The following is a 21,485-nucleotide window of genomic DNA, read 5'->3' on the forward strand; positions in this document are numbered from 1 at the left end:
ATAAACTAGAAATAAAAAAAGCCCATCTAATTGATGGACCTTTTCATTCTAGATAAACTTTCTATTTCTTTCTTCACGTAATAACTGAACACATAATCTGTGTTCTCGGTAGTCAAATCATCTTAAATGCTACTTGTCCTATTAGCAAAAAAATGATGGTAATTAATAATTTTTTAGCAATCTTTAATGGAATTTTAGGTAATGCAATTAATCCAATTTGGGAACCAATTGCTGATCCGATTGCCATTGCAATTGCGTAATTCCATTGGACAAATCCTGTTTGATAAAATATGATAAATGCTCCACAACAACTACCAAAAATCAAAACTCTTGTCAGTTGAACTGCTTTCATATACGTGTTTTTTTGATTCATGTAATGTAGAATTCCAAATGTTGAAGATCCGGGACCAAATCCTCCATCATAAGCAGCTATAAAGAACGGCATGGCATTACTTACAATTGTTGTATCTTTAGCTTTCCCCTCAACAGAAGATACCCATTGCTTATTTTTCAATGTAATAATTAAAGCAAATATCAATAAGATTAAGGCCATAATATTCATTGTTTGTTCTGTTACATGTGAGGTAATAAGTGCGCCACTCATTCCCCCAATAATAGCAATACAGACATTCACGATTATTATTTTTACACTTAGATGCTTATTTTTTAATAAGTAAAATATGCTTGTCAGTGCAGCGATTCCTGATGAAAACTTATTAGTTGCAATTCCAATCTGGATAGGTACGCCTACAAGCATCATAGCCGGTAAAGTGATTAATCCTCCACCTCCTGCTAACGTTCCTATAAAGGCAGATACAATTCCTATTACTAGTAGAGTGAAAAACAGTGTGTCCAAGACAATCCCCCTCATCCCAAAAGTCAACCCCATGTAAATTTTACCATATTTAAAGCCACTGCATAAAAATCGCATAGCTACGATTTAATCTAACACTTTATTTTAATACGACCGTCTATTCATTACATATAATGCAAAATCCAAAATAACGAGCTAAATAACATATTAATTCACAGGTTAATTTGCATAGTAAATAACACGCAAAAAAGCTCAAAGTCCCTATATGACTCTGAGCTTTACTTTTGTATAAGACTTATTTCATTAAATCCACTCTTTTCCATGTTCACGAATGAATTTAATGTCGTCTTGATAATGTTCAAGGTGTCCTTCATCTATCATTTTTTGAAAATTCATATCGCCTTCTTTAGCTTTTCTTTTCATGTATTTACATAACCCTTCTAATCGTAGCAATACCATCTCCAAATAATCTTCTTCCATATCCTCACCGTAGGATTCAAAAAACAATTTAACTCTTTGTTTTATACGGTCGGCATGCTGTAATGAATTATAATAAACTGCCTCACCTGTTTCAGTATGATAAACTCTACTTAAGGGGACACAAGTGTAAAGAGTATAGGCTATGTCCCAAAGTCTTGGACCAGGACCAGCAACATCAAAATCAATAATACCTACTGGTTTTTCGTGATTAAAAATAATGTTGTATATTGCAAAATCATTGTGGCATACAACCTCTATTTTATTTGGAGTATTATCCATTGGTTTCCAATCATCTGATAACGGAAAGTCACTCACAGCATCATGGTAAAGACGGAGCATCTTCGCTATTTCTTTTAAAACATCATTAGACCACATGTATTCTTTTAAAGGATAATTACCAGCTTCTCCTTCAATAAATGATAATATCTCTCTATCTTTTTCATCAATACCTAAAAACTTTGGTGCATAACTAAAACCTTTGTTTTCCAAATGATTTAATAGCTTATGAATTTTGGTACTGTCTGGCTTTAATTCTCGTCGAACAGTACTTTCCGAACGATATACGTTTGAGACATTCCCTCCCGTTAGCATTTCTTCGTTTTCGTAGTTTGACATCTGATAATTCCCCTCCATTATTAGAAAACTAGACACTCTTAAAACAAATGCCGATTGTTCAACAATCCTGCTCGTTAACGGAACAGGAACCATTTTACTTGTCTTTATATTTTAACATAACTTTCCTACTCCTTTTTTAACACCTCGAATAGCAACTTGAATCAAATCTAAAATAACAAAATGGCAATGGTTATGGCCATCCTGATAATTGATGTGCTATTGCACTTGTTAATTCAACAATGAAAACAGGATAAACCTTTACATATCAACAAAAAAATCGAGTATAAAACCTTTGTGATTTTATACTCGATTTAACCTGCCATTTATACGGTTTCTCCACGTTATCTGAACTACTTAGATTTTGTTTTCTATATATTGACATCTGTATAGTTGTAAAACTTACAACATCATTAACATTCTTTTTTAACTGACCTTGTAGCCTATATACATATCAATATTTTCCTATATCTCTTTTTATTTCTCAAAATGAGCCATACCAAAATTTTCATTAAATCTCTTACACCATATAGAAACTAAACCATATGCATCGATATCTACTTCTTCAGGAATTGCATAGTTTTGAGATCCCTTGTTTCCCTTTAACTTACCTAATTCAATATACTGATAGTTTTTAACATCTTCATTATTTTTTAAACTTTTCGCAGGAACCAATACCACTCGAACATCTGGACCATTAGAAGTTTCAAAATTGGTAAGCCTTAGAACGCGCTTTCCATCCGATAGTTGATAGATCGTTGCTACGCCTGTCGTTTCATGAATACCATTCTGAAACTGCCCTTTGCTTATTACTCGTTCTTGTTGTTGAACTTCTTTTGATTTTATTTCTGTTTGTGGCAATGCTTCATTAATTTGCTTATCAATAAATAATTTTTCGGGACGGAATAAAAACCATAAAATTCCTCCAACCATTACAAATCCTGCAATAAGTAATACAGATTTTATTTTCATAAAATAATCTCCCCTGTAACATAGTACTTATATGTATGTTAACAAGAAGGTCTTTCATTTTTATAACATAATTATTACAAAAGTCTTTCAAACGCCCTATTTCTTTTCTGATGTAACGAGAAAAGTAAATCAAAATTCACATCCCTGTTTCCTATCCGGACGATTTAATGAAAATTAAAAAAAGTCTAAAAAAACTTGAAGTTTACGCTGCGTCATTTTATATACTGTTTAGTAACTACTATATATATCCATTTTGGTTTTTCGACATATAAGTCGCGATTATGGATAACAAAAGGTGACCTGCACTCGTTTTTTCTCTTTATTTTCACTTGGTATGGGGCACAGGAAAAGGATCTAACCGCTTCTATGCATGAACGGATGCTCTCTCCCACCTAAAAAGATGGGTTTTATGTCGGTTTTTTAATTTGAATTTATATATTTAGAGATATCTAGATAAAAGAAATTAGGAAAATAGGAGGTTTTTAGATGAAACAGGGAGATATTATTATTTATGGAAGCGTCATTATAGGTGCAGGGATTGGACTGACACTGGATAATGCATTTCCTGGTGTACTGATTGGCTTAGGAGCAGGATACTTACTAAAAAATTTTTTTCGTAAAGAAGAATAAATGTGGAATGAATAAAACAATTGTTAACGATAGAGTCTTAACGTACAGAAAGGTAGGTTAATCAGTTGATACACATTAATAAGGTTGGGGAGCTGACAGGTGTTACAGTAAGAACACTGCGTTACTACGATCAAATCGGATTATTAAAACCAGCATCCAAAACAGAGGGTGGCCATCGTTTATATACCAATGAAGAAATAAAAAAACTACAACAGGTTCAATTCTTAAAAAAGGTTGGATTTCCGTTACATGAGATTAAGAATATGCTCGCTTCCAGTGCGTGGGATTGGTCAGATAGTTTAAAAAGTCAATTATCTTTTGTAATAAAAGAACAGGAAAATTTAAAGAAAATAGAGTTATCCTTACGGGAAATGATACATGGAATCGCGATAGAAGGAGAAGAAAACTGGATCGCGATTCAGAAGATTATGCAATTATCCAGTAAAGATAAAGAAATACAGCAGTATTATCGTGAATCTGTATTTAAAGACAGAGAAATAAAACTATGGGAAAAGGTTCCCAATATGACAAGTGACAGCTCTGATTCACTAGAATGGATTGCTCTGATAGGTCAGTTAAAGCGTTATATGGAGGACGGCCCAAAAGCACCCAAAGTCCAAAATATCATTAGAAGAATGGATGAAAAGCGCTTAGAGGAGTTTGAAGGTGAGGATGAATTTTTAGATAAGCTGTGGAAAATAAGGATGTCGCCAAAGCAATCAGAGAAACTGAGATTATATCCAATTGACCAGGATGTGCTTGAATTTATAGATCAGGCATATGCCATTTTTATGGCTGAAAAGAATAATCCCCAACCGAAATAAGGGGGAAGAATGATGAGTACAGAACTACTTCTCCTAATAGGGGGATTGGCCCTATTGGACACGCTAAGCCCTGCCACATTAGGGGTAACAGTATATTTGCTTTTAACAGATAAAGAGAAACTTACCAAATGTTTATTGGTTTATTTATTGACGATAGCAGGATTTTATTTTGCTGTTGGAGTTTCACTCATGTTAGGATTAGATTTCTTGCTTGAGATTATTTCTGGCGTATTTCAAAATCGAATCGTAAGCTGGACGTTCTTTATTATTGGGGTGATATTGTTCATAGCAAGTTTTTATGTTCCAGCAAAGAAAAGTTCCGACCTACCTGCACCAAAATCAAAAAGCATTCTTTCAATGGTTGCTCTGGGATTCACTACTTCATTAATTGAAGTAGGTACTGCATTTCCTTATTTTGCAGCAATTGGCATAATGACTACTTCTAATCTATCATGGGTGGAATGGTCTTCTATTTTAGCTGGATATAACTTTATCATGGTGTTGCCTTCCCTCGTGCTATTTCTCTTCTACCTCCTGTTTGGGCGGTGGATGCAAACATCTCTTGAGAAGCTTCGAGTGAAAATCGCTAATAATACAGGATCGGCTCTTTCGTGGATTATGTGTATAGTTGGACTCATCCTGATTTTTAATAGCCTGGATTATTTGTAGGATGTTTGACCAGAGTATGGGGTACACTTTACTTCTATGCATGGCTAGATGCTCTCTCCCACCTAAAAAGATGGGTTTTATGTCGGTTTTTTAATTGATGTATATATAGGAACCAATTAAAGCTAAGAATCTATTATATTAACATAATAGATTCTTAGCTTTACTCTAGCAATTCGTCTATACATTTCTTTTATTTTTCAGGCATAAACCATACAATTTGTTGTACTCGAACAAAACATGGCACTTCTTTTTCTTCTAATACAATATGATCTGGTTTCACACTTCTTAGCGTACCATTTACACTACCACGGATTGTTTCAACTACAATTCTTTGTCCAACAATAGATTGTAATGTTTGTACAACGTATGGATCAACTAACGCAACTACTTCACCGCTTATCTCATAACCATCTCGAAAATAACCGTACACATCTTCATAGGAATAATACATAAAGGTGCCTCCTCTTTTCAAGATTTGCTGTAGTGTATGTTTCGTTCATTTAAGAAGTGCCTATCTAAAAGAAAAAGAGATGCCACATTATGGCCATGCCCATCAACTTAAGAATTTTGAATTACCCAAAAAATGAAAAAGAGCCAACTCATAAGAGTCAACTCCTCATTGTGTCAATTATTTTAGTATTAATTTGCCTTCACGATTGCAGAGGAAGCTTGATCATTCCATGTTCTTGCACCATCTCCCATACTAACTGTTGTTAAATTAAGATATTTCCCATTGTTTACAATAGCAAGTGCACGTCCTTGTGCATTAATATGTTCATAAATTGTTGTATAATCTCCAAATGGGTGCGTAAGGATAGAGGAAAGGATGGCGTTTTTTATGAATCTTTCAATTCCTGACGAACTTCAACTGATTGCTGAAGAATTACAACGACATATGTCTCCTCATGTTCTAGAACACCTGGCTAAAGAACAAGGATTCGTTCAGCGAAAGAGTAAATATCAAGCAAAGGAGTTAATTGCTATACATTTTTTTGTTTTGGGGATATTTCAAAATATTAGCTTGATGGACATGGGCTGCATTCCAAGAAACAAAAAAAGACCGGCGCTTAACAGGCGACAGTACAAAAGAGTAACAAACCATGAGATTAACAGACAAAGAGAGCATTCGCCCTCTTTGTCATCATAACTTAAGTATACTATATATATTTGATGCTTATGCAAAAGTTATTAAATCTTACGATACAATCTCAGTATCTTTTTTTAGGACCTGCTCACTTCGACGGATACTGGTAAAAAACAATAAGAAAAATGCACTCATTATGGTGTCTTTTCTTTATGGAAAATGCTTCTATACAAATAAAATACTTAACAAAAGTCTTTCAAAGCAGCCTCTTTAAATTATTTTACTTCTATTGTATAACTTCCTGTTCCACCGCCATATTTATATACACTCAAGTAATATTTCCCTGGGTTCGCATAATAATTTCCAAGTAATTTATTTCCGTCGCGTTTTGTTGTATAAGCGGCATAATTATTAAGATCTGACTCAGAATATAATACCCAATTCATTCCAAGGTTTTGTTCATTCGTAACGGTAATCTGTAAATCTTTCGCTGTCTTCACATCAATAACAAACCGGTCAACTTGATCTTGATCACTTAGGCTACCTCGTAATAATGTATTCAAAGATAGTGGATTCGCTGTATCAAATGTATTATTCGGTTCTTTTTCTATACTAGGATCTTCTTCCGTATTCACTCCGCTAAACACAACATCATATTCAAATTGCCCAGCGGCATTGACGCGGTAATTTACGAAATAAGCCGTCAATGTTTTATATCCGCTCCACTCTTTTTCTGAAAGATGTTTCAGCATATCATTCGTTGCTTGATTCATCGCTTTCCAGTCCTCAGCTTCTCCTTTTGACGTACTTCCTGTATATGTTCCTTGTAGTGTAAATGTATTAAGGAATTGTGATTTATTCTTTGTTACCTTCACATTTTTTAACTTCGCTTCATTTGTAATATCTGTCGTAACATCTGAAAGCGGTTTTGTAGCATGCTGTGCTAAATAATCATCTGATACTTGCGGAATTGTATACTTATCACGGTTATCAATCAGCATTTGCATGTAAGATTGGTAGTCTTGATTTAATTGATTATCTTTACTTAATGTAGAGCGGTACGCATCGTAACCTGGAACATCATTTGCACGAATTAAATCGTGTATTTTATCAAACATCTCAGGACGATTATTATACATATAAGATTGCAATGCAAACGAATAGTTATAAAAATCCCACGTTCCGTATTTAGCATTTAATGTTTGCTCCGCCGTATATCGTTTCGCTGGATCATTAGATAATCCGCCAATCATACTTTTTCGCGGTACAACGCTATCTAATCGCGTTGAGCCTGCAAAGAACTCCGCATTTCCTTCTTCATACCAAGTCAAGCGTTCATTTTGATACATGTCTCCTTGTCCCCATAATCCTGGAACTTCGTATCTTCCTTGTAAATAGTGTGTAAACTCATGACGGAATAATTCTTCTAAACTATAAATACTTTGCTCTGGTGTACGTTCATATGTAAAGAACGTTCCGATTCCTTCAATGTAAATGCCACCATTATTCGTTTCATAGCCGTACAATTGACGGTTAAATTGATATTCTTCCGGACTATTATAAATAACCATTGTTAATACATCATCAGCATGTCCACTTTCAAGCGGCTTATCGCTACCAACTGTACGATAAAATTGAGAGCGTACTTCTTTTGCCGCCCAATATAAACGTTTAATTTTCTCTTCGCTAACTTTATCCCCCGCTTTAAAGATGATTGCTCCGTCATCAAATGTATACGTTTTCGGTAAATATTTCTTCTTACCATCTTCTCGAATTTGATCTAAATTTATTGTTTTTCCGTTCACATCTACTCCACCATAATTTGTAGTAATTTGTTCTGCCGCAACAAAATATTGCTCCCCTAAATATGGATAAATCCGCATCGCTTCTGTAGTAACTTGCTGTCCTTTTGCCTGTGTACTATGAAGCTTGCCGAATCGGCTAGCATAGTAAATTCCATTATTAATTAACCATCCGTTTTTGTCTGTTACCGTACCAATGAGTGCAAAACGACTTATTTCATTAATAAAGCTATCGATGTTCCTATACCACATCGTATCTTTTGGTTCTTTGCCCGTAGCATGCATATACGACTGAACATCATAATCAATTCCTTTCATCAAATTATATATAGCATCGCCTTTTGTTCGATCTTCAATAAACGTAGAAAGATTATCGTTATATTGTTTGAAGATTTCACCTGCATATTGAATAACTTCAACATCAGCTGATGCGTTTCCAATCAGCATGCCATACGATGAAATAACTTTGTTTTGTTCCGATGTGCCAAGTTTAAAATTCGGGTTCTTCGCAATTGTTTTTAAAGCCGGTAAACATTTATCATGATAGCTACGCTCGTTTAGTTTGCTTAATTCATCATGATAAAAACCTAAATAAAATGCCGCACGTAGGGTTTCTACTAATGTCTCAATTCCTTTTGAATCATCTTTCGTATAAGCTTGTCCTTGTTCTGCTAGTTTATCAATGATTGCTTGCATCCGGCTATCATCTTGATAAAACTTTAGACTATCACTATTAAACTGAAATAACTCCGGAATTTGATACCATTTAATTGTAACAAGAAGATCAGTTAATTGTTTGTTACTTAATTGATTCAACTCAGCCATTGAATATTTTTTTTCTTCAACTAGCTGTTTAGCATTCTCTTTTGGCGCTGGTGGACGCTGCGATAAGTCTGCTAACTTTAATCTTTTTGTAAAGGATGTACTTTCTTGTACATTCGAGGAATGTGCTAACCCATCAACGGATTTCTGTATTCCTATCGGCTCCATTTGTAATACATTTTTTGTATGTTTCTCTTTTGTCTCTGCTTGAATTTGCAATCCATTACATGATATAGTAACAATTCCAACACCAAGCATCAGTTTATAAAATTTCGAGTATTTCATCATGCTATTTTCTCCCTTTCTTTTTCAAAAGATATTAAAAATCCTGACTTTTTAAATCGAAACTTTCTTTTATGTAGCTTTACTAGATAACGGCATCCCCCAGTGGTACCTGTAAAATCAATAGTCAATATTTTCATCTCAGCTACTGCTAAATTAATTTATCCTCCCTTCCTTATTTCATATAAGAAAGAACCATGCCGACATTAAAATTCACAGAAAAGACACGATTTAGACAGAATAATCAAATTATTTATACCCTAATAATTTAGTCATGTAGAAGTTATTCGACATAAAATGCTTCCTTTGAAATTTGAAGATGTCCACTCGATTCCAAATTTTGCACTTTTTTCCTTGTATCAAATTTATTAGAAATAAAATACAGACTATGAACCAAAATCACATGTATCTCGGCGGCCTTCCAGTATACACGCCACTGAAAATTCCAAAAAACGATACAAAATCTATGAGGAAGGTTAGTGCAATTTGACCTCTCTTAAGCACATTCCCAATATATAACAATTAATAATCTTATTTTCGAATACGTTGGATAATACTCTCAATTCTCTCTTTGAATATCGTATTTTCAATTACATCATACATCTCAATTTCAGCTTCTGTAACTTTCAAAATCAATGGATATTGATTTGCATGAGCATACGCTATTCCTTCTTCTTTAGCAAAAGAATCATAGTATAAATCTACATCACAATAATTTCTTAATTCACTAGCAATGGATAACATATATTTAGGACTAACAAATTCATCCCTCATTAATAACACTTTGTCCTTTAATACACTTTTACTATCGATACACTGTAACCCTTCTAAAGCTAGCAATAATCGTTCTAATCCAAACGCTAATCCTACTGCTGGTTCGTCTAATACACCAAGAGAAGATACAAGTTTGTCATATCTCCCTCCTCCCAGTACAGCACCTATTTCTAAATCTTTTATAACTCCTTCTAATATATAGCCTGTATAATAGTTAGCGCCTCTTGCTAACTTTAAATCAATCTCTATCCGTTCTAAAACATCTTTTGACATATATGAAAAAATTGTTTCGAGTTCTTCAATTCCTTGTTGTGCCACAGATTGCTGATCAAAAAAACTCTTCATTACTTCTAACTTATGAAGAAGATTTTCTTCTCGTTTCATCTCTTGGTTCAATCCTTGAATACTATTAATAATTAAAGATGCTGTGCATTCTTCTATACCATTTTCAATTAATTTATTAATGCCCTCTAACCCATCTTTTGTGACTTTATCTGCATAATCTAATGCAGATTGTATCCCTAAAAGCCCTTCTTTTGAATGTATATCAACTTTTTGGGCGATTCCCTTAATTAATTGACGATGATTGATTCGAATCGTAAAATTTTCGATATGTAATGCTTTTAATAATGTATTTGCCATCGTTGTAATTTCAGCTTCTGCAAGTAAACTACTTGTACCAACCATATCTGCATCACATTGTGTAAATTCCCGAAAATGACTTTTACTAGGTACATCATCACGAAAAGAGGGACCAATTTGATATCTTTTATATGGTCTTGGTAAATTAGGATTCATGGTGATTACCCTGGCCAATGGCACTGTTAAATCATACCGATTAATCATATGTTGTTGCTTCGTATCTTTCATATGAAAAAACAACTTTTCGCCCTCTCCATGGTGCCCATCAAATGTAGTAAAGTATTCTAGAATAGGTGTTTGATGGGGCTGAAATCCAAATCTTTCATACACATTTTTTATCGTATCAATAACATATTCTCTAACCCGCATGTCATATCCTAAAACATCTTTTGTTCCATCTGGAATATCTAAACTGTTTCTTACTATGTTCAGCTTCATAATTCTCTTCCTCCTATTTGTTTATTCTTCTCAAACAATTCTTCTTTTAGATTTGTAGAATCCTCTGAAACTTCTCTTTGAAAATAAATGAAACACGTTAGGCTAAATAAAACGACTAAACCACCTAATATTTGGGGAAACGTTACATTTTCATGTAACAAAAAGCTTGCAAAAATAGCTGTGAAAACAGGCTCAATCATGCTGATGATAGATACATTAGTCGAGCTCAATCGCTTTAATGCTTGAAACAATGTAATTTCTGCTAAAACAGTTGAGAATAGAACAATAGCTAAAATATAAACCCATGCCATAGGTTCGAAATCAAATCGTATACTTCTAGAAAATACGCCAATCGCAAAGACACCAATTGTAGCAAATAATGTCACGTATGCACTCGTTACCGCAGGTGAAATTAAATTTGTCACCTTTTTCCCAACAATCATATAGAATGCATATACGATAGCTGCACCAATAGCCAGTCCAATACCATAAAAGTTAGAATCTTGTAATGCAACTCCTAGTAAAAAGCCAATTCCTATAAAAGCCAGTATCAACGCTCCAAATGCTTTACTTCCAATTCTTTCTTTATATAAAAAATAAGAAAGAATTGAAACAAATATAGGAAATAAGAATAAAAGTAATACAGCCATTGATGAAGGAATGTATTTTACAGATTCAAAATGAAATACAGAAATGAGAGTAAATAAAACACTTCCCAATAAAAACAATGTTTTCATTTCCGTTTTCTGTAAATTTATTTTTGTCTTCTTAAATAAAAAATAACAAAAGAAAATTACAGTACTAAGAAAAAAACGAAGCAATAATAACGTATTTACTGTAATTCCATATTGATATGCCTTTACTGCAAATATAGGCATAACGCCAAATCCGAAAGCTGAAATAATGGTATACGTAGCCCCTTTTTGAAATTTTGTCAATTCTAACCTCCCCTTCTCAAATCACAAACGACCTAATATACTAACTATTAACAATATTAAATGATTACCCTCATTTTTCAATATTTTCCCAAAATAAACATTTTCTATATTTTTGTTTGAATATTCAGAACTTAAATCTTTTTTATTTTAGACGCTATACCGACCACGACAGCGCCTAAAATAATTGATATTACTTTGATCATGTTACTCTCCGATTAAATCCTTTTGAATCTCAGCAAATGAATCACTGTAAGTAAATCCAATAATACGAATACCTTTAGCGAATTTATAGTTTAAATCTGTATTATATGTTTTACTATAATAGTCTAGTTTATCAGCAATGTTCACTCTGCTATTAATGATAACCTCAGCATCATCGAAACCTTACATCTCGACTCGACCATGATGACAAGCACAGAGTCTGTCATATGTTTATACTTTTGCAACATCTATATATAACATTTTTATATTTTGTGTGTTAAACTGATTACATTATAAGATGTCATTCATTACCATTTGTCTTTTTTTGTAACACCCTATTTGTTGCTCTAGAGCTCGCCCAGCTCTAGGGCTTTTTAATTGGACACGTTTACCAAGTTGTTTATCAATAAATTCATGGTATTATTACGATGTCGATTCGACAATACCCTTACTCTAGAGCCTTAAATGACAAGCACGAGACCTGTCATATGCTCATAATTTCATAACATCTTTATATAAGATTTTTATAAGTTACGTGTTAAACTTGTAACATCTAAAGAAGTCATTCACTACCATTTGTCTTTTTTTATTACCCTGTTAGTAGCTCTAGAGTCCCCTCTAGGGCTTTTTCTTTATCTTCCTATTTAGCCAGATACTTCTCGATGACTGCCACGCTATTATGTAATTCTCTAGCTTTTAAATCACGTATTATTGCGACGATCTTCTTTCGTTCGCCTTTGTCTTGCTGTTGTTTATTGTTCATTGTTCATTGTTCATCTATCTTTACCCTTGTCTTGATCAACTGAATGTACAACAACCTTTAATTCAAGGCTGTTCAATTCTTCTAACAAATCTTTAGCTCTATCCAATCCTTTAATCTCAATTTTTGCTGTTAAATTCGTATTCTTCATAACTCTCATCCTTTCAATACTTTCTTTAAGAGTTAGGCTGCCGCTTCTGCTCTTAACTACTAAGAAGAATTGCTCTTGCTTCTGACAGCTGCTGCTATTGGTGGATTGATGGGAATCTTCCGCAAAGGTAAGGTATCTGCATCAGCATAAGTTTGAACACTCGAAAGAGTGCTTTTTTTGATTTTCTCAACCAACAAAATAGATAAATATGGTAAAATGGAAATTGGATGGGAGTCCATATACATATTATTAAAATTAATGTGGTTTTCAAATCGAAGGAAGGCACCTGTGGGTGTCTTTTTTTAGTGGACAAAACAATATAAATTGTATTATAAAAATAAAAGGATTAATAGAAAGGTAAGTAAATATCATAATTAATTTTGAACCGTTTAATCCAACTATAAATGACATAGCAATCAAACTTGCTATGGTACTGTTTATACCGTTATTCTTAGCATTACTTGTCAAAGTGATACTTATGAAATTTATGAAAGAATCGATTGCTGGCAGAATAGCATCTCTATCTTTTTTATTTTCCATGTACTATGTATTTAAATTTGTTACAGAGTAGAAATGCACCATTTCGGTTGTCTTTTCTTTTTTTCTTAAAGGACCTGCTCACTTAGATCCTAACAGCATAAAATAAACCGAATCCGTTATATGTGAATCCCTATGTTTTTCCCTCTTACTTAAAGGAGGAAGTATTATGAGCTTTGGTGGTAGTTGTGCCGGCGGCTTTGCTGGAGGATTCGCTTTACTCGTTGTCCTCTTTATATTATTAATCATAGTTGGGGCTGCTTGCTTCTGCTAAAAAAACATCAGAAAAGATACTCATAAGAGTGTCTTTTCTTTATGAAAAAATCCCCACACATTGTGCAGGGATCAAGAGTGAAATAGTCGGGTGACTGTTTTCATACTAATAGGGGTATTTTAAGTTCGTGAGTAGTCTTAATATCTATGCCTTTTCTACTCTAAAACCGAATACTCCATCTTTTACTTTTACTGTGTGAGTCCCTGACCGAAATGTATTTACTTTAAAATAATACCAATCTCCATTTTTTCTTAAATATTCTTTAACTTCATAACCTTCTTCTATCAGATACTCTTTAACATCATCTTGTTTACTACCAAACATACTACTTATTCCCTCCTTTCTCAATGGTCTCTTTTTAAATATATTAACATTTAAATTTGTATATATAAACATTTAGTGAATTCAATAGAGTACAATAATAGTACTCTATTACAAAATAAAGAAAAAATCCCCACACATTGTGTAGGGATCAAGAGTGAAATAGTCGGGTAACTATCCTCATAGGGGTAGAGGGAGCAACCGTGCCGTGAAGTGCAAAGTAACTTGCAGAAAATGTAATTATGTAGTCGGTTCCTCATTATTTAAGTAGCTGGTTTAATATTCGTTTACCAAAAGCCATAATTTTTGTAACTAATTCAATTTTTATTAGGTGCTTGATTTCAATGGAATATGATATTTTCAAAAATAATTATCAAAACGATTGCCACAAATGTTTGCCAAAAGTGTACGGTGCATTTTTATCCTTTTATTGGAATCTATTTTGTATTTGCCAGCACAGATACTCCTTTTACCCCATTTACCTATTTCACGAGTTTGAGAAAACACAAAAAGGGCTTTTCCCAAGTCGAAGCATTCAAAAAAAGATAGTAAATATCTTCATTTGATGTTCAGCCCAAGAAAAGCCCTTTTTAATAGTTGATGATTACGGATATAGGTTATAACCAATATATCTCGCTGTAGCTCACCATCTCAACATTCAACTGTTTGTATCGAGTTACTCGAAGAAAAAACAAACAGGAAACAAAATAAACAATAAACTAATAATAATAATTTAATTGTATATTGAGAAAGAGTAATTGACAACAGTGATTCTAGCATTAAGTATGATATTGACCTTTCCATCTTGCTAGCAGGAAAGTATCAAACCCTTTTGGATTTCCACACAAGCTCATAAAAATCTTTCCACGTATTTCGAATTAATACCCATGATGCAGATAATAAGTCAATAAAAATAAGTATCAATACCGGATAGATTAACCATAAAAAATTATCCATTATATCACATTTTAAATAATTCTTTTTAATCCAACATTCAAAATATCAAGTAATTGGATTATTTCTTTTTTATCTTTATTAATACCGTTAATAACTAATTCTTTTTCTGTTACTTGCTTAAATTCAATAAATAGCATTTTAGCTTCAGTTAATAATTCATCAGAATAATGTTTGCTGATACCGTTATTTGAATTAAGATAAATAATTAAGTTTACTACTTTAATAACATTTAGGGCAATTGTTTCTTGAGGTAATTGGCTTAATAATTTCCCTGCGGCTCCACCTGCAATAGCACCTAAAATACCACTTCCACCAGCTAAAAGAGTCATTCCTCCGGCCATTCCCAGTCCGCCTGCAGCTATTGATCCCCCTCCTAAAATTGCTAAACCAGAAGCAGTAGCTGCTGCACCAGATAATCCCATTAGGCCACCAATAGCTGGAGCGATAACAGGCATAGCTAAAATAGTTGCAATTGCAGATGCGCCCATTAGACCATATATTCCCCATTTTAGGATGGATGTGTTCTCTTTTTTTACATCTTTATAGAATGATTTGGTATTTTTTATGATTTGTAGACCTAGATCATTTAAACCCATTCGTTTTGAAATGTCATTAATTGCACCTTAAAAATCTACCTCTTTGCCCGCTGCCTCAAGGGAATCATGTGCATAATATATTGGCGTATGAACTATTTCTTGTAGAATTAAAAAGAGCTGAGCTTTCCTAATCTCCGAATTTTTAAAATTGTTAATTAAATCATCGATTGAACATATTATGTTTGAACTTGAAGAAGGTAGATTTTGATCATACCATTTATCCATCCATAGCTCTTTTTTTTCAATCCTTTTTTCAATTTTAGTAATGGCATTATTTATTCGATTTTGCTTGATAGAATTAAAAAACTACTCTTTCCAATTGTCTCTATTTCTTTATCTTTTTCTATGCGCTCCAATATTAACTCTTGAAGTAGTGCATAACCTGTTTCGTCTAATCTAAATGTTTTGGAAAGTTCCATGTTAAACTCCTTTAATCAATAGTCTTTTATCATGCTTTAATTGGCCCAAGTGTAGTGTTGCATATATTATGTTACAAATTAATTTTCGATAATACGGTGATATTTGTAGCGAAATAGAAAAGAGATTTTTGCAACACTGTTAATGCCTTAACGTACAGCAAAATGATTAAAAAGATTTGAATGTGATTGTTACGTATCCAGCATGTTTTTCCCCATTTTCTATATAATCAGTAGTTTGCGCGATGGATACAAATTTATCTTCATAATCTGGTATTTTTACAGTATAGTATTTGTATTTTCTAATCTTTCCATTACTGCTGTGTGAACGTCTTCTGAGTTGAATTTTAGTCCTCCCTGATGATCAACTATACTAAGTAATTTAAACAAATCAACATAACTCGTAGTACTTTCTGTATCATCTTTAAAACCTTGTAATATAATAGACTTTGAGTTCGTTTGAGATATCTTCATGTTATAGTTTCGTGATAGCTCGATAAACTCGCCTTTATTCAAGCCTAATTGATATGATGTACCTAACATAGAATTCGCTAACTGTACAAATTCTGGATATTGATATGTATCACCACGCGATGAAAATCTAGAATCTAGTGTTTTATTGATAGTGTTTTTTTCTGGGTTTGTAAGTATCGCATTATATAAAAATTCTGCGTATTGTTCGCGTTTCACTAAATCATTACCTAGGTAATTTCCAGAACCATCGCCCCTAGATATATTATTGGCTAATAGTGCATTTGCATATAGCTCCGCCCAATGATTTTTTGGTATGTCCTTGAAGCTTACTTGTGTATTAAAGTTTAAGTTAAAAGCTTTTTGTAGTACAACTGCCATCTCATATCGAGTTCCCTCGCGTATATATTGGATTTCATCAAAAACAAGCAACACGTTTGATGATCTATAAATTAACAGAGCCTGAACTTACGAAGCGATTAGAACGGCACAAAAAAGAAAACAGACGAATGCCTAAATACGCAAGTGGAATCAACTTATTTATTACAAATATAAAAGAAACAGATATGAAAGCACATGAGATTTATCAGCTCTATTCCCTTCGATGGCAAATTGAAATTTTGTTTAAAACATGGAAATCTATTTTTGGCATTCATGAGGTTAAAAAGATAAAACTCGAACGATTCCAGTGCCATTTGTATGGGCAGTTGATTGCGTTATGTCTTATCGCAAGTATAACTTATAAAATGCGGAGGCTCATATGGGAGAGGAAACATAAAGAAATCAGTGAATATAAGGCAACGTATATTACCTATATTTATTTTCCAAGTATACTCGATGTGCTGTTCACATCCTGTCGAGACATGATTCCCATTCTTGTCAGATTGTTCGAAGACCTATCGAAAAATGGTAGGAAAGCACATCGGTATACCAAATATTCACCTTAAACAGACTATAATTAGAAGCGGATACTATGTCCAATATTAGGGCATAAATCCGCTTTTTTCTTACATGATATATTCCATAATTAGAGGTTAAAAGTATGGTCTATTATGTATACAATAATATAGGAACTTACGTTCTCTTTTGTATTAGGGAACATAGCCCACAACGTGAGGCGTAGCAAGGTCGAGAGACCAATCGTACAAAGGAGTTAAGAGGTGAAGAACTATGCGTGTACAAGAGGTGATCCTAGAGAATGGAAAGAGATACATATTAGTAGATTCAGATGGGGTTCCTGTGATTCCTGTGGTGAAGTACCTCAAGTATTTGGATGTTACAGGGAAAAGCAGCAACACACAGAAGACTTATTGTTATGCACTCAAACATTATTTCCTGTACTTACAGGAAACAGAGAAAGATTACAAGCATATAAGATTAGAGGACTTGGTGGAGTTTGTGGGATGGCTTCGGAATCCGTATGAGAGCACCAAGGTAATGTCCCTTCGGCCTGTGCAGACAAAGAAAACAGAAAGGACAGTGAACCTTACGGTCACCGCTGTCACAAACTTCTATGACTATTTATACCGAAATGAGGAGTTGCCGCGTGATATGGAAGAGAAATTGATACGTCAGGTCTTTACAGGCGGGAGAACGCGGTATAAGAGTTTCCTTCATCATGTCAACAAGGACAAGCCATCCATGCGGAATGTGTTGAAGGTAAAAGAACCTCGCAAGAGGGTGCAGACGCTTACAATAGAACAGGTGGAGCAAGTCTTAGCGGCAACAACGAATATACGGGATACCTTTCTCATCCGACTCTTGTTTGAGACGGGGTTAAGAATTGGAGAGGCTCTTTCTTTATTTTTGGAGGATTTCAAGTTTAGTCATCAAAAAGGACATCGTATTCGTCTGACGGATCGCGGGGAATTAGAGAACAGTGCGAAACTAAAAACAGGGGAACGAGAAATCTTTGTTTCACAGGAGCTCATGGACTTATATGATGACTACATGTATGATGTCGTTGACGAATTGGACTTCGAAACCAATTTTGTGTTCGTCAAACTGCGCGGTAAGAACAGGGGTAAACCGATGGCCTATGGTGACGTGGAAGCTCTATTCAAGCGGTTACGTCAGAAAATAGGGCTGAACATCCACCCTCACCTGTTCCGTCATACGCACGCGACGATGTACTATCAAGAAACGAAGGATATTAAACAGGTGCAAGAGCGACTGGGCCATTCACAAATCCAAACGACCATGAACCTGTACCTTCATCCTTCGGACGAAGATATCCGTAAGGTTTGGGAAAAGGCACAGGGAGCATTTCAAATCAAACAACAGAATGGCGGGAAAGAATGAAGCAAACTTATCAGATTGATACAGAGCAACTTGGATTTCATGAACGATTGCAGCGCGAGCTGTCGAGTTATTCTGTGAAGACCATAGAGAAAGATGGCTCCGTTGCCATCCATCACGTCAAAGATCCCTACTTCTTGGTTAACGACATTTGGAATGTCGACTTTTTGGAAAACATTCCACAATTTCAAGAGATGGCGAAGAATCATAGTAAAAGAAGAAGACGGAATATGCGTTTTGAAATCAATAGCGCGACTGTCAACTTGGAAGTGAAATATGTTTGGTATCAGAAATTATTTAAAGACGAATGGGCAATTGGCACCGTGTTTGGCGGGCAAGCAACGAGCTTACGAAGGTTAACAGCATTTCTCAATGAAAAATACTCTAACCTCCCTTCTCTCCTTGATTTGAACATCGATCAAGTGGAACGGGAGTGGTTGTTTTGGTTAGAACAGCAAGGTGTTCTAACACAACAGACAATACAGCACATGACGTATGGTGAACTTATTAATAAAACACCCACCGCAACCTTTTTACGAGTTATCCATTCCAAGTTTCTCACGCTGACTGATACGCGTGAAGAATGGGAGAAAGATCGATGGGATGTGCGGGTGTTACATGGCAAATATGGAATTAACTATAACAAGACCCAGACTAATTATTATCTTGATTTCACCAAAATTGAACAAGTGGAAATGCGCCAGTATTTTAAAAAGTATTTCAAACAACGCTTACTTAGTAAGAATCATTTTTCATGGGATACAGCTTCAATATATTTAATATATTTACCAAGGTTCTTGTCATTTATATTTTCCTTAGAACCTTCATGGACAAGTTTAAAAGGATTGAAACGATCGCATATGGGACTGTATATTCAATGGTTACATGAATACGCAAGAAATAATTTGACCCAAAAAAATGCGAACCCTGAACGCTATATATCACATGCACTGACCTACACGGGAAAGTGCTTGGAAGACATCCAGCGATATGAATACGATATCGCTCCTGAAACTCCTGTACGATTGTTACTCTTTCCAGAGGACAAGCCAAAGTTAAAAAAGAAATCGATTGATCAAATTGATTACATTCCTGAATTTGTATTGGAGCAACTTTTCGCGCACATCGATGACTTACACAAAGAGGTCATTCCAGTGGTATGGGTGGCTTTTAAAACAGGGCTTCGCATTTCGGATGTATTAGGTTTAACCTCGAATTGTTTGGAGCGAATTAACAGTAACTACTCTATTGTCACGGATATTGAGAAGACATATGTGCAAGGACATAGAATCCCAATTGACGAAGATTTAGCAAATATCCTCGCGGTTCTTATTCAACAATCCCAAGAGAATAGCAACCAAGAGAATAACCCCGAAGGGTTTATTTTTGTTCGTTACCGAGGTGTACGGAAAGGTAGGCCTTATTATCAACGATGGATTCGAGAACAATTAAATACACTAGCAAAACAAAAGAATATTGTAGATGAGAATGGAAAACTCTTTCACTTCAAAACTCATCAATTTCGCCACACCTATGCTGTCAAAATGTTAAATGGCGGCGCAGATATACTAACTGTACAGGAACTAATGGCGCATGCCTCGCCTGAAATGACCTTGCGGTATGCCAAACTGTTGGATGACACAAAGCGAAAGTCATTTGAAGCAGCCTTTAGAAATAAAAGTCTACAACGTTTCAATTCAAATGGTAAGATGCAAGAAATTAAGGCAGGCGAAGATATCCCAGAGGACATCCTGCAAGCCCTTTGGCAAAATCATAAATTAAACGCAATGGAAAATAACTATGGTACGTGTCACGCTCGTTTAAGTGGCGATTGCCCTTATATGGAGGAGGCACCTTGTTTAACGTGTGGTAAGGGAGGTACTCCTTGTAAGGACCTAGCAATTGGCTTTTCCGATTTCGATATCGGAAAATATGAAGATCATATCAAAAGAACCTCTAGAAATATGGAGTTGGCAAAACAGTATGGACGTGAAGAAATTGTGGAGAAAGGTTCTAGAAATTTGAAGCGTTATGAAGAGATTTTAAGAAAACTTCAGGAAGGAAACGTTATTTTCGGCAGAATGGAACGAATGAAACGAAAGCAAGGTGTAGAAAATGGCTAACTATGATCGTAAAGAACATTTAAAAGCAATTCATGCATCAAGAAAAGCGACTACTTCACAAAAGGTGGATAAAGCCATTCAAAGGCTCGTGCGAGCCAATGATTCTATCAATTTTAATAGTGTGGCAAGCGAAGCTGGCGTAGCAAAAGCGACGTTATACAACAACCGTGAACTGCGCGAACGGATTGAGAGCCTCCGCCAGCAACAAGCCGAAGCTCCTACGCCGAAACAAATCAAACGAGAGATAAATGAAAGCAATAAAGATGCCATCATTGAGTCGTTGAAGCGAAGAATTAAAAAGTTAGAAGTGGAGAATAAACAGTTGCGGAATCAACTGAAAGTCGCTTACGCAGATGTATACAAAAAGATTTAGGGTATGAGGAGAACGTTGTTCTCCTTGCTTCTTTCATGCTAACTTTTATACTTGTATACTCAAAATCCCTTTGATTTGTTTTTAGATGGTAAAACATGTTTCTCTACTCTTTCATATAGAGTAAGCAATTGCTTGATAAAAGAAAATTTCGGTACCAACCAATACGAAAATAACGCTGAAACACATCCTATTAAAGCCCCTATGGCAACATCAAAAGGATAATG

Annotated in this window: 19 protein-coding genes and 5 pseudogenes; 9 read left to right on the plus strand and 15 right to left on the minus strand. The window is 34.6% G+C overall.

Features of this window, described 5'->3' with window-relative positions; all coding sequences use genetic code 11:
* Nucleotides 1-112: 112 nt before the first annotated feature.
* From COO03_RS05415 to COO03_RS05425, 3 genes are all read right to left on the minus strand, one after another.
* Entirely contained in the window at nucleotides 113-856 is a 744-nt protein-coding gene (locus tag COO03_RS05415) for a sulfite exporter TauE/SafE family protein (RefSeq protein ID WP_097895767.1), read from the minus strand.
* A gap of 261 nt (nucleotides 857-1,117) precedes the next feature.
* Nucleotides 1,118-1,909: a phosphotransferase gene (locus COO03_RS05420; RefSeq protein WP_097895769.1), complete on the minus strand. Its 792-nt coding sequence runs from the start codon at nucleotides 1,907-1,909 to the stop codon at nucleotides 1,118-1,120.
* 474 nt (nucleotides 1,910-2,383) lie between these two features.
* A complete protein-coding gene (locus tag COO03_RS05425; protein WP_097895770.1) occupies nucleotides 2,384-2,878 on the minus strand; it encodes a DM13 domain-containing protein in 495 nt (164 codons plus the stop codon).
* Between the two features lie 486 nt (nucleotides 2,879-3,364).
* Between COO03_RS05425 and COO03_RS26880 the strand changes: the two genes are divergently transcribed.
* The 3 genes from COO03_RS26880 (at nucleotide 3,365) to COO03_RS05435 (ending at nucleotide 5,001) form a co-directional block, all read left to right on the plus strand.
* On the plus strand, nucleotides 3,365-3,508 hold the full coding sequence (locus COO03_RS26880) for a hypothetical protein (RefSeq protein ID WP_003201958.1): 144 nt from the start codon (nucleotides 3,365-3,367) through the stop codon (nucleotides 3,506-3,508).
* 65 nt (nucleotides 3,509-3,573) lie between these two features.
* Entirely contained in the window at nucleotides 3,574-4,332 is a 759-nt protein-coding gene (locus COO03_RS05430) for a MerR family transcriptional regulator (RefSeq protein ID WP_097895773.1), read from the plus strand.
* 12 nt (nucleotides 4,333-4,344) lie between these two features.
* Complete coding sequence (locus COO03_RS05435) at nucleotides 4,345-5,001, plus strand: GAP family protein (RefSeq protein ID WP_170958208.1); 657 nt, start codon at nucleotides 4,345-4,347, stop codon at nucleotides 4,999-5,001.
* Nucleotides 5,002-5,191: 190 nt separating this feature from the next.
* Here COO03_RS05435 and COO03_RS05440 read toward each other — a convergent pair whose 3' ends face one another.
* The gene (locus COO03_RS05440) at nucleotides 5,192-5,452 is read right to left on the minus strand and encodes a YuzF family protein (protein ID WP_097895777.1); all 261 of its coding nucleotides are present in this window, start codon (nucleotides 5,450-5,452) and stop codon (nucleotides 5,192-5,194) included.
* A gap of 188 nt (nucleotides 5,453-5,640) precedes the next feature.
* Nucleotides 5,641-5,835, minus strand: a pseudogene (locus COO03_RS27450) (hypothetical protein); the annotation flags it as partial.
* Between the two features lie 4 nt (nucleotides 5,836-5,839).
* Here COO03_RS27450 and COO03_RS05450 point away from each other — a divergent pair.
* Nucleotides 5,840-5,986: pseudogene (locus COO03_RS05450) on the plus strand (IS4 family transposase); the annotation flags it as partial.
* A 374-nt stretch (nucleotides 5,987-6,360) separates the two neighbouring features.
* Here the strand turns inward: COO03_RS05450 and colA are convergent.
* From colA to COO03_RS26885, 5 genes are all read right to left on the minus strand, one after another.
* Nucleotides 6,361-8,997: a collagenase ColA gene (colA, locus tag COO03_RS05455; RefSeq protein WP_097895778.1), complete on the minus strand. Its 2,637-nt coding sequence runs from the start codon at nucleotides 8,995-8,997 to the stop codon at nucleotides 6,361-6,363.
* 525 nt (nucleotides 8,998-9,522) lie between these two features.
* On the minus strand, nucleotides 9,523-10,845 hold the full coding sequence (locus COO03_RS05460) for a histidine--tRNA ligase (protein ID WP_097895780.1): 1,323 nt from the start codon (nucleotides 10,843-10,845) through the stop codon (nucleotides 9,523-9,525).
* The gene (locus COO03_RS05465) at nucleotides 10,842-11,783 is read right to left on the minus strand and encodes a DMT family transporter (protein ID WP_097895782.1); all 942 of its coding nucleotides are present in this window, start codon (nucleotides 11,781-11,783) and stop codon (nucleotides 10,842-10,844) included. The genes COO03_RS05460 and COO03_RS05465 overlap by 4 nt, the downstream gene beginning before the upstream one ends.
* Nucleotides 11,784-11,987: 204 nt before the next feature.
* A complete protein-coding gene (locus COO03_RS05470; RefSeq protein WP_230322510.1) occupies nucleotides 11,988-12,131 on the minus strand; it encodes a hypothetical protein in 144 nt (47 codons plus the stop codon).
* A gap of 626 nt (nucleotides 12,132-12,757) precedes the next feature.
* Nucleotides 12,758-12,895, minus strand: coding sequence for a hypothetical protein (locus COO03_RS26885; protein ID WP_170958206.1), 138 nt, complete (start codon nucleotides 12,893-12,895; stop codon nucleotides 12,758-12,760).
* Between the two features lie 706 nt (nucleotides 12,896-13,601).
* Between COO03_RS26885 and COO03_RS05475 the strand changes: the two genes are divergently transcribed.
* The gene (locus COO03_RS05475) at nucleotides 13,602-13,706 is read left to right on the plus strand and encodes a YjcZ family sporulation protein (RefSeq protein ID WP_097895784.1); all 105 of its coding nucleotides are present in this window, start codon (nucleotides 13,602-13,604) and stop codon (nucleotides 13,704-13,706) included.
* A 144-nt stretch (nucleotides 13,707-13,850) separates the two neighbouring features.
* Here the strand turns inward: COO03_RS05475 and COO03_RS05480 are convergent, their stop codons facing one another.
* From COO03_RS05480 to COO03_RS27455, 4 genes and pseudogenes are all read right to left on the minus strand, one after another.
* Nucleotides 13,851-14,030 (minus strand): hypothetical protein, encoded by a 180-nt coding sequence (locus COO03_RS05480; RefSeq protein WP_097895786.1) that lies wholly within the window; start codon nucleotides 14,028-14,030, stop codon nucleotides 13,851-13,853.
* A 965-nt stretch (nucleotides 14,031-14,995) separates the two neighbouring features.
* On the minus strand, nucleotides 14,996-15,472 hold the full coding sequence (locus COO03_RS05485) for a hypothetical protein (RefSeq protein WP_097895788.1): 477 nt from the start codon (nucleotides 15,470-15,472) through the stop codon (nucleotides 14,996-14,998).
* 383 nt (nucleotides 15,473-15,855) lie between these two features.
* Entirely contained in the window at nucleotides 15,856-15,999 is a 144-nt protein-coding gene (locus COO03_RS26890) for a hypothetical protein (protein WP_154724641.1), read from the minus strand.
* Between the two features lie 624 nt (nucleotides 16,000-16,623).
* Nucleotides 16,624-16,860, minus strand: a pseudogene (locus COO03_RS27455) (S-layer homology domain-containing protein); the annotation flags it as partial.
* On the opposite strand from COO03_RS27455, the pseudogene COO03_RS05500 reads away from it, so the two are divergent.
* The 4 genes and pseudogenes from COO03_RS05500 to COO03_RS05515 form a co-directional block, all read left to right on the plus strand.
* A pseudogene (locus COO03_RS05500) lies at nucleotides 16,851-17,380 on the plus strand (transposase); the annotation flags it as partial. The pseudogenes COO03_RS27455 and COO03_RS05500 sit on opposite strands and share 10 nt — an antisense overlap.
* Nucleotides 17,381-17,637: 257 nt before the next feature.
* Complete coding sequence (locus tag COO03_RS05505) at nucleotides 17,638-18,768, plus strand: tyrosine-type recombinase/integrase (protein ID WP_097895792.1); 1,131 nt, start codon at nucleotides 17,638-17,640, stop codon at nucleotides 18,766-18,768.
* The gene (locus COO03_RS05510) at nucleotides 18,765-20,888 is read left to right on the plus strand and encodes a tyrosine-type recombinase/integrase (RefSeq protein WP_097895793.1); all 2,124 of its coding nucleotides are present in this window, start codon (nucleotides 18,765-18,767) and stop codon (nucleotides 20,886-20,888) included. The genes COO03_RS05505 and COO03_RS05510 overlap by 4 nt, the downstream gene beginning before the upstream one ends.
* Nucleotides 20,881-21,261 carry a DUF6262 family protein gene (locus COO03_RS05515; protein WP_097895794.1) on the plus strand — a complete coding sequence of 127 codons (381 nt, stop codon included), beginning with the start codon at nucleotides 20,881-20,883 and terminating at the stop codon, nucleotides 21,259-21,261. Before COO03_RS05510 ends, COO03_RS05515 begins: the two co-directional genes overlap by 8 nt.
* Nucleotides 21,262-21,320: 59 nt before the next feature.
* On the opposite strand, the pseudogene COO03_RS05520 reads toward COO03_RS05515, so the two are convergent.
* Nucleotides 21,321-21,485: pseudogene (locus COO03_RS05520) on the minus strand (undecaprenyl-diphosphatase); the annotation flags it as partial.

This window comes from Bacillus sp. AFS098217, from assembly GCF_002551815.1.
Classification (GTDB): Bacteria; Bacillota; Bacilli; order Bacillales; family Bacillaceae_G; genus Bacillus_A.